Here is a 9355-nt window from a genome sequence, read left to right as displayed (position 1 = left end):
TTTTTACAATTGAGTGTGATTCGTCGGATTCACCCTATTTTTTCGGCTTTGGGTTGCCTCTGTCTGCCGCCAGGCTTACCTTCTAGCCTCGTTGTCACCCTCTGAGCCGTTTCACCCATGTACAGCAAGATGGGCAGCTCGTTTTTCTGAGCGAGTAGATGTTGCAATCTCTCCACTACCCCCGCAAAACGACGGGGCAAAAAGCAATCCAGGAATATTCCCACGTTTGACTTACGAACCCATCTGTATCGCATGAGTGGAGTGGATTATACTCCAGTAGATGACTTTAGCGGATTAACAATGCTAACGCTGCTGTCAGAACTGGGTTTAGACCCATCCCGGTTTCCCTCCGCCAAGCATTTTGCTTCCTGGTTAGGGCTGTGTCTAGGGAGCCGCATCACGGGTGGAAAACGAAAAAGCTCTAAGACCGGTTGTGTCGCAAAAACTTATTAAGGACAACCGCTCAGTATCGTTTGTATTCCTTTAAGCAGCAATTCCAAAGGTCGATTCAATAAATTTTGCTTGAGAGACACTGCTCCCTTTCTCAATGCCTTTCACTTGTCCTTTTCTGATCATATTCATTGCCTCAATCGCCCTCAGGGTTCTCCTTGCGCTATTGAATGACTTGAATCCCATCATGGGTCTGGTAATCCGCTTGATGTTCCTGTGGTCTTGCTCAACTCTATTGTTCAGGTATTTCACCTGCCGTAACTTGGTCTCCTGCGCGATTGTCTCATCATCCTTCAGGGCTTCCATTGCCATTGGATAAGCCGCATTCTTATCCACATTAATCACTCGTGGAGCCACAGTGTGCTGTGCTTTGAGCACCTTGCGAAAAAATCTTGCTGCTGCCTTGCTGTCTCGCTTGGCGCTCAGCATAAAGTCGAGGGTATTCCCCTGCGAATCGACTGCACGATACAGATATTTCCACATATCCTTGATTTTGATGTAAGTCTCATCCACGCGCCAGGAATCATTTGTGGGCTTCAAGTGCAGTCGAACCCGTTTGTCCAGTTCTGGCGAGTATTTCAACACCCAGCGATTGATCGTCGAGTAATCCACCTCCACTCCTCGCTCCTGCATCATTTCCTCCAAGTTTCGATAGCTGAGAGAGTAACGGCAATACCACCGCACATTCAGCAGGATGATCTCAGGCAAAAAGTGCCGCCACTTGAATAGAGAAGCAGTAGACATCGGAAGATTGTGAGGAGAGTTTAGTCCTGCTTACCTTACCATTCCCTAGTTTTTGCGACACAACCGTTAAGTCTCCTTGTAACCAGAAAAGACGCCCATCGCTGCAAATGATTCAAGGATTTGCTTTGGTACTTCTTTTGTTTGCGGCAGCTTGATGGGAAAAATGTACTTAGATAACTGTAGGGCGATAACTGAACTGTACATGACTCAAGCATGGAGCGTGATATCTCAAATATAGATGAGGAAAGTCTGCAAAAAAGTACCCATGAAGGTACTCTCGACCAAGCTGTTGCTTTGCTAATTTTGAGATGAGATTCTTATACAGCAGGAAACTGTTCAGAATGAAAGATTACACTATCGTTAATGAAAAAGATGGATAGGTCTGATAGATAGGTCTATCGTGCTAGTTTCATTATTTGCATCCCATAGCGATACAAATGAAAAAAATCTACGTTCAGATTCCAGCCTATCGTGACACAGAACTGGGACCAACGTTACTTGATCTTGTCGAAAAGTCAGATGATGCGGACGCTCTTCGCATTGGTGTTTTTTGGCAACGAGCAGAGGGCGACACGCTGCCAGAGGCATTACAGGTAAACCCGAACATTGAAATTATTGAGCAGTCCTATCGGGAGAGTAGGGGGTGCAACTGGGCAAGGGCTGAGCTTCAGAGGCGTTGGCAAGGAGAGCCATATACATTATTTCTCGACTCCCATCACCGTTTTATTCCTGGTTGGGATCGGCACCTAGTTGAAATGCACGAAGGTCTAAAGCAGAGGGGCATTCAAAAACCTCTGATCACAGCATATCTTCCGCCCTATGACCCTAAGAACGATCCCGATAATCGTCTACTAGACCCACTGCAAATCTGGGCACATAGTCGAGAGCAAGGAATGCTGATTTATTTAATAGCTCAGCCAATTCCCATGTGGCGCACTCTCAAAAATCCAATTCCTGCCCGGTTCGCTTCACTTCATTTCGTCTTTGCAGAGGGTATATTCAACCGCGAGATTGTCCTCGATGAACAGGTATATTTTTTCGGTGACGAAGTAGTACTCGCACTCAGGGCATTTACACACGGCTATGATCTATTCCATCCCCATTACGTGCTGGGCTGGCATCTATACGATCGAGCTGCTACACGCACAACACACTGGGAAGATCATTCAGACTACCATGAGCGGAATGAACGATCGTGCAATCGGTTACGCGACATCTTTCTTGGCATCGACGATGAAGCGATCGGCACTGCTCGTAGCCTAAACAAGTATGAGTTTCTAATTGGTGACAAGTTAATCCGGTGCTAAATTATGGCTACCGTTCTAGAGGTATTGGAAGAAGAAGGGATTGCTGTAGTGGATAACTTTATTACTCCACTAGAATGCAATCTAATGCTTGAAGAGCTGGAGTTTACACACTGGCAAGATAGTGTAGTGGTGAAATACATCGGTAATGAAAACTCTCCGGCATATTTAAGTAATATGAGAAAGAGTCAGACATCAGGACAGATCTGGTTTAGTGACGAGATTAATGCTATTCTCACCCTCATTGAGGAGCGATTAGCTTGCCTCTTAAGTACCACACGCAATCATTTTGAAGAGTGGCAGGCTACACGGTACAACAGGAACGACAGGTTTGACTATCACGTCGATGGCGGTAATTGGGAGCGAACCGCTGCCGGAGAGAGAAAACGCAGCATTATCATGTACTTAGATACACCCGTTCACGGTGGCGAAACTCACTTCCGGGCATTCGATAGGACTATTGAAGCTAAAGCTGGACGAGTCCTTATTTGGAACAATCTGCTGCCAACGGGAAAATGCAATTTTGCTATGATTCACGCGGGTCTTCCTGTTGAGGAAGGTACAAAAACAATTCTTGTTTCCTGGGAAAGAGAACGTCGATTACGTCCATAAAACACAACAGAAGGAGAAGCCAAAATGAATACAAATAAACTGTCCGATGACGAGATTATCAGAGACATTACTACCCGTTACGGGGAAGTAATTAACCTGCGCAAGACACCGTACTTGGCTATCGAAATTCTACGTACCTATGGAGGTGGGATTGTTAATGCTCCCGATGGAGGCGTGTCGGTAGCTGGAGTCGGAACACCCCCTGGACCGTCAGGCGGCATTAACTCACAGGGCAATGTTGTGGATAACGTGCAAATCATGAAGGAGATCCTGAAGCTTTCCAAGCAAGTCGCATTGCTAGCAAAGCGCATTGAAAAACTGGGCGGAAATTAAGGGTTTAAGGTTGTGTCGCAAAAACTGGTCAATAGTAAGCTAGACAAGCCCAACTCCGCTGGCTTGCTCTCCAATGTCTACTTCTACTCTGTTCAAGTGGCGGCACTTTTTGCCTGAAATCATCCTGGTGAATGTGCGGTGGTACTGTCGCTACTCTCTCAGCTACAGAGACTTGGAGGAGATGATGCAGGAGCGCGGCATGAGAGTAGACCATTCGACGATCAACCGATGGGTGTTGAGGTACGCCCCAGAACTCGACAAACGCATCCGACCCCCCTTGAAGCCAACGAATGATTCCTGGCGGGTGGATGAAACTTACATCAAAGTCAAGGGAGCGTGGAAGTATCTATATCGAGCCGTGGATTCGGAGGGCTACACCCTGGACTTTATGCTCAGTGCGAAACGGGACGGAAAAGCTGTGGCACGCTTTTTTCGCAAAGTGTTGAGAGCACAACACACTCAAACTCCACGGGTAATTACCATTGATAAAAATGCTGCCTATCCGGTTGCTATCGATGAATTAAAGGAAGATAAAACGTTGGAAGCTGAAACTAAATTGCGGCAGAGCAAGTATCTGAACAACATCATTGAACAAGACCATCTGAACATCAAGCGAATTGTAAAACCGATGATAGGATTTCAATCATTCAACACGGTAAGAAGAACATTGCGAGGGATAGAATCAATGAAAATGATCCGTAAAGGGCAGGTGAAAGAAATTAGTCGAGGGGACAGTGTATCTCAATTCTCATTCATCAATAAGATCTTTGAGGTGAGTGCTTAAAACAATACAAACGAGAACAGTTCATCTGTTATTTAGAAATCTTTGCGACACAACCGCAATTTTTGCGATCGAGAGTAAGAATGACAGAATCTGTATCTTTATTGAAGCAAAAGGAACAATTTATTGAACGAGTGAGTGAATTACAGCGTCTGTTTCAAGCCATCTAATTAAAGATAGAAAAGAGAAAGCTTGCAATGATGAAAAGTACTAAAAAAGCGGTGATTTGAGTACTCAGATCTGACAGTTTCCATAAAAGATTCTCGAAATAGGTATAGCGCTGTGATGGAGGGCACTCGCTATGGGTAGCCCGGAGTATTCTCAACAAGTGCAATTTGTTGAGGATTTTTGCGTTAGTCTGTCTTAAATGTCAACAACACAGTTTTATGCGTTTGCCCTGAGCACTCGGGGCACTGCATAGAAGATGACCTTAATTCATACTACGATTATGCAATGCCAGAATTAAACAAGCGATTATCAGGGCTTCACTACACTGAATTGTTGAGCCACATATCAGCTTATCGATGGAAGGAAAAGTCGAAGCTGACAGCTATAGTTTAAGAGTGGAGTTCTATCAGCTCATCGCTTGGGCGTAACGAATGGACAGTAGACCTTTTGCTAAGCAACTGTGTATGAGCAGAGTTTAACCCCACACTTCCACCCTCTCCAACTTCAAACCTCTAGGAAAAAGCCAGCGATGAATACCCGACTCATCGTCAATCCTACCTCTGGCCCTGTCGAGAATCCTGAGTTGTTAACTGACCTAGCAGAAGCTTTGCAAACTCAAGGCATTCAAGCTGAAATCTGCACCACCACACCTGATGAAGATGGTGAAGGTCTAGCTGCTGATGCTGCTAAAGCAGGCGCTAAACTTGTGATTGTTGCCGGGGGCGATGGCACGATTGAAGCCGTAGCACGTGGATTAGTGCATACTCAAACTATGCTAGGCATTATTCCGTTAGGAACGCGTAATAACATTGCGGCTAGTTTGAATATTTCTAACGATTTAACCCAAGCCATCCAGATCCTGGTAGAGGGTGAGCATGGTCGGTTTGATATGGGCAAGGCGAACAATTATTACTTCATGGAAGTGGTAGGCGTGGGTCTAGAAGCCTCACTATTTCCTTGTGGAGATGAAGTCAAAGAAGGAATCAAGAAAAATTATCTGGTTGCCCTTAAAAGTATCTTCTCAGGGGTCAAAACTTTTTTGCAATTTAGCCCGCACCGTTTGGTCTTACGCTTCGACGGCAGACGGATACGTCGTCTGCGCACCTTACAAGTCAACATCTGCAACAGCCCTCGCTATGGGGTAGAATTTGCCTTAGCGCCTGAGGCAAAAATGAATGATGGCAAGCTAGATGTGATTTACATTGACAATCCCTCTAAATGGGATCATCTGCGCTACTTCTTTACAGCTATGCGGGGTGAGCAACTCCCTCATAAACGGCTTAATACCTATCGAGCCTCTAAGATTGAGGTCAGAAGCTATCCACCTTTAGACGTTCATGCAGACGGAGAGTGCCTGGGCACTACCCCAGTCACTGTTGAGGTGATTCCCAGAGCCCTTTGGATTTGCGTGCCTACACCTGAGCTACTGGCAAAGTTTGCAGACGAAAGCGGAAGTCCTGTTTTGACGCAGTAGTTTTAAAGATCCTGAGAGAGCAGTTTTCCATTAAAGCTGACAGCATTTTCACTGCTCGCCTATCAATCTCAGTTCAAATCCCACCAATCTGAATCAGTCCGTACAGGCACGCTCCCAGCCAGATGCCGCCAGCAATCCATCCACTCAAGACATCTGTCGGCCAATGCACACCCAAATATACCCGACTAAAGCCCACCCCTAAGGTTAAGCCAGTTGCCAAGGGGGCAGTGATGCTTAAAGGAATATTCATACAGTGCGTCAGGTTAGCCGCCAACAAACCATAGAAGGAAATTGCACTCATGGCGTGACCGCTGGGATAACTGTAATCCATCGGACGTTGAGAAGATGCCCATAGATCGGGTCGTTTTCGCTGAAAGAGAGACTTGAAGATGCCGTTAAGCAGCCATGAACCGCTCAGCCCGATCGCCAAAACCAGGGTTGCAACCGCCTCGTTGCGGTAAACCAGAATTCCTCCGATCGCAATGAGTATAGGGATAGTAATTTCGCCCTGAGCCAGCCAGGTTATGGCTGTCATGTATCGGTCTAGAGTCGGATTAGCCCAAGCTTTGAGAGTCAACAAGCATGACTCTTCAAGAGGCAGCAACCAGTCCCATAGCAGAAAGCGGGCGAGGAAAACACCTATTGCTAGGGCGAGTGCGCCAGCGATCAGACCCGCCAGTAAATAGGGCATAAAAGCAAGGAGTGACTGGAACAACCAGTAAAGGCGAGTACTAACCTCCGTCATTGGCAATCTCCTATAAACGGCTGACTGTAATTTGGCAAAATTGTACGCTGTTCACTGCCTACGTGGAAGCAGCGCTGGTCTGAGATTTAATTAGAAAGGTAGATCTTAGACAAAGAAAAAATAAAAATTTTCTGACCGAGCACATGAATTCGATGAGCCATACGAATCGCGGTCTAACGACCAAGATAAGCGGCAGCAAATAACCCTCTCAACCCCGTCAAAGTCCCTTAACGTCCGCTTCATCTACTTGTTCATTCGATTCAATAAGACACACGCTTGATCTTTGACCCCTGGGTTTCGCAGCAAGTCGATCGCCTGGTCTATGCCATGATTGTCCTGATTCCGTTTGCACTTGCCGCAAATCGATCTCTGAAGGTGCTGGGTGGCGCAGTCTGCCTCGCTGCGATCGCGTCCCAATGGTTGCTGGATCAGGTCTTTGTTTCGGTTTGGTGCTTCTTTGCTGCCTTGCTTTCTCTGCTAATTCTCCAGGTTTGCCGAACGGCACCTGATATCGATACTCAAAAGAAAACGAATTTGCCGCGATCGAATACAGCTGAAGAAACCAGACCTGCATGATTGAGCGAGCAGAATATAGACGAAGAGACAACACTTTTGGGACAGGTCATTGTGATTCCTTCACGGCAGACCTAGGACGATGTATTCCAATCCATCATGGAGGCGCTCACCACTATGGATGAAATTGAGTGGGAATTGGGTCGATGGTATGGCGATCGGCGGTTAGATAGAATTGTTTCAATTCTGTTTTTCTGCTGAATAAAGCGTTGCTGTTAGGGTTATCCAGGGAGCATGGGCAAGGCGATCGCGCATCGCTTGCTCATCAGCAAATTTCTCCTCTAGAAGCCGTCCTTCAAACACAACAGTGACTTCATTCGTTTGAAAGCACCACGGTACTAACGATAACCGTGCTGGGTCATCAGCAGTAGGCATTAGCGTTAAAATAATGTCACTCGTTGCTGTCGGCACCTGCTCAAATTGTCGCTGCCCGGTTACACCCATACAGATCGCAAGAGACAGCGCATCCAAAGTCGCAACAAGACGCTGATTTCGGGTGAGCATTGAGGGTGTGACATATGGTGCGTAGGCTGGGTCTTGCTCTAAGCAACGGATGAGCTGTTTTTGGAATTCCTTCTCCTGCTGCAAAAAGGTTTCGACAATCCGGGTTGATTCAGGCGATCGCTTCCAGTGCGTAAACCGTTCATACAGCCCTGTCCCATGGAGGGAAACGAGCAGTGCCACATACCGTCCCATTGGCATCGCCAAGTGTTTTGCCCCTGCCCAAAGTTGGGTGTGAACTTCTGGTGCAACCTCATTGAAACTATGTGGGTATCCTGTTTCGGAATTGAGTGTTGGAGCGGCTTCCCAGGGTATCCAGCCAATATCATGCTGTTCTGCCCCCAAGCACACAGCCTGGAAAGGAGCAATTGTGCCAAGCTGTTCATTGCCCCAAGATTGAGCTAACTGACCAGATACCCAGGCATGAGTAGGCTGAGTAATGCAGATTCGGTTTTCGCCAAGGGTGCGGTACAACACGGCTGTTCCTGTTTGAACTTCAATTCAAACCTACCCCTGCAAAAAACGGATGTCTTCACGCCATAGGTTAGAACTCAGGCAAAACAAAATACTCGAACTGTTGACTTGAGGCAACAAGATATCAACCCATAGCAAGAGTTGACACGGGTTGATTGTCAACCTCTTAATGTTTGTAGATGACGCATTAATTTTTCCACCTGAGCAGTAGAATTCGTAAACCAATCTGCAGACCCAATCCGATAAAGTTTCCAAGGTTATGTCGCAAAAACCAGCCGATGGTAAGGTAGGTAAGCCCAGCTTGCCTTCTCCTTCTCCGATGTCTACTCCTACTCTGTTCAAGTGGCGGCACTTTCTGCCCGAAATCATCCTGCTCAACGTTCGCTGGTATTGCCGTTACTCCCTCAGCTATCGGGACTTAGAGGAGATGATGCAAGAGCGGGGGGTGGCGATAGACCACTCGACGATCAACCGTTGGGTTTTGAAGTATGCGCTAGAGCTAGACAAACGGATACGACGGCACCTGAAACCGACGAACGATTCGTGGCGGGTGGACGAGACGTATATCAAAAGCAAGGGCATGTGGAAGTATCTATATCGTGCTGTCGATTCAGAGGGAAATACTCTGGACTTTATGCTAAGGGCAAAGCGGGATGGCAAGGCAGCAGCACGCTTCTTTCGTAAAGTCTTGAAAGGTCAGCACACTCGAACTCCACGAGTCATTACCGTGGATAAAAATGCGGCTTATCCCGTCGCCATGGAGTCCCTCAAAGAAGATGGGACAATCGACCAAGAAACCCAATTGAGACAGAGCAAATATTTGAATAATCGGGTTGAACAGGATCATCGAAGCATCAAGCGCATTGTGAAGCCAATGATGGGGTTCAGACATTCAACAGCGCCAGACGCACTTTGAGTGGAATTGAGGCGATGAACATAATACGGAAAGGACAAGTCAAGGGCATCGGTCGAGGAGATAGTGTCTCTCAGATCAAATTTATCGAAGCACTCTTTGGAGTAACTGCTTAAGACGATGACCTTGATGGATATTGTTTGCTTCTGAAGAGTTTTTGCGACACAACCTATGGCGGCAGGTACAGCAGTTCGATCTCCTGCTCGTGCTCGTCCAACCACTGTTTCACTGCCCCTGAACAATGCACTGGATGCCGGTCCACAATCCACAGCAACTTGCGCTT

10 protein-coding genes and 1 pseudogene are annotated in these 9355 nt (G+C 46.8%); 8 read left to right on the top strand and 3 right to left on the bottom strand.

Annotated features, from left to right (window positions below):
- Nucleotides 1–318: 318 nt before the first annotated feature.
- Nucleotides 319–414 (top strand): annotated as a pseudogene (locus NDA02_RS27635) (transposase); the annotation flags it as partial.
- A 69-nt stretch (nucleotides 415–483) separates the two neighbouring features.
- Here the strand turns inward: NDA02_RS27635 and NDA02_RS27630 are convergent.
- Nucleotides 484–1194, bottom strand: coding sequence for an IS6 family transposase (locus NDA02_RS27630; protein ID WP_190791189.1), 711 nt, complete (start codon nucleotides 1192–1194; stop codon nucleotides 484–486).
- A gap of 437 nt (nucleotides 1195–1631) precedes the next feature.
- On the opposite strand from NDA02_RS27630, the gene NDA02_RS27625 reads away from it, so the two are divergent.
- The 5 genes from NDA02_RS27625 to NDA02_RS27605 all read left to right on the top strand — a co-directional run bounded on the left by NDA02_RS27625 (nucleotide 1632) and on the right by NDA02_RS27605 (nucleotide 5866).
- Nucleotides 1632–2501 (top strand): GlcNAc-transferase family protein, encoded by an 870-nt coding sequence (locus tag NDA02_RS27625; protein WP_190794749.1) that lies wholly within the window; start codon nucleotides 1632–1634, stop codon nucleotides 2499–2501.
- Nucleotides 2502–2504: 3 nt separating this feature from the next.
- Nucleotides 2505–3110 (top strand): 2OG-Fe(II) oxygenase, encoded by a 606-nt coding sequence (locus tag NDA02_RS27620; RefSeq protein ID WP_190794748.1) that lies wholly within the window; start codon nucleotides 2505–2507, stop codon nucleotides 3108–3110.
- A 24-nt stretch (nucleotides 3111–3134) separates the two neighbouring features.
- Nucleotides 3135–3443, top strand: a complete 309-nt coding sequence (locus NDA02_RS27615) for a hypothetical protein (protein WP_348256275.1) — start codon at nucleotides 3135–3137, stop codon at nucleotides 3441–3443.
- Between the two features lie 73 nt (nucleotides 3444–3516).
- Complete coding sequence (locus NDA02_RS27610) at nucleotides 3517–4227, top strand: IS6 family transposase (RefSeq protein ID WP_190794746.1); 711 nt, start codon at nucleotides 3517–3519, stop codon at nucleotides 4225–4227.
- Between the two features lie 694 nt (nucleotides 4228–4921).
- Nucleotides 4922–5866 (top strand): YegS/Rv2252/BmrU family lipid kinase, encoded by a 945-nt coding sequence (locus tag NDA02_RS27605; protein WP_190794745.1) that lies wholly within the window; start codon nucleotides 4922–4924, stop codon nucleotides 5864–5866.
- Between the two features lie 73 nt (nucleotides 5867–5939).
- Here NDA02_RS27605 and NDA02_RS27600 read toward each other — a convergent pair whose 3' ends face one another.
- A complete protein-coding gene (locus NDA02_RS27600; RefSeq protein ID WP_348250010.1) occupies nucleotides 5940–6611 on the bottom strand; it encodes a phosphatase PAP2 family protein in 672 nt (223 codons plus the stop codon).
- 276 nt (nucleotides 6612–6887) lie between these two features.
- On the opposite strand from NDA02_RS27600, the gene NDA02_RS27595 reads away from it, so the two are divergent.
- A complete protein-coding gene (locus NDA02_RS27595) occupies nucleotides 6888–7187 on the top strand; it encodes a DUF6629 family protein (RefSeq protein ID WP_190793070.1) in 300 nt (99 codons plus the stop codon).
- Nucleotides 7188–7364: 177 nt separating this feature from the next.
- Here NDA02_RS27595 and NDA02_RS27590 read toward each other — a convergent pair whose 3' ends face one another.
- Nucleotides 7365–8162: a DUF3891 family protein gene (locus tag NDA02_RS27590; RefSeq protein WP_190793071.1), complete on the bottom strand. Its 798-nt coding sequence runs from the start codon at nucleotides 8160–8162 to the stop codon at nucleotides 7365–7367.
- A 316-nt stretch (nucleotides 8163–8478) separates the two neighbouring features.
- On the opposite strand from NDA02_RS27590, the gene NDA02_RS27585 reads away from it, so the two are divergent.
- Nucleotides 8479–9188, top strand: a protein-coding gene (locus NDA02_RS27585; protein WP_242067448.1) for an IS6 family transposase whose coding sequence is annotated in 2 segments (ribosomal slippage) — nucleotides 8479–9049 and nucleotides 9049–9188 — 711 coding nt in all. Because the reading frame shifts where the segments join, the coding sequence is not laid out codon by codon here.
- Nucleotides 9189–9355: the final 167 nt, after the last annotated feature.

This window comes from Leptolyngbya sp. ST-U4 (genome assembly GCF_039962215.1).
GTDB lineage: Bacteria > Cyanobacteriota > Cyanobacteriia > Elainellales > Elainellaceae > Leptolyngbya_A.
This window is presented reverse-complemented; position numbering and strand designations above follow the sequence as displayed.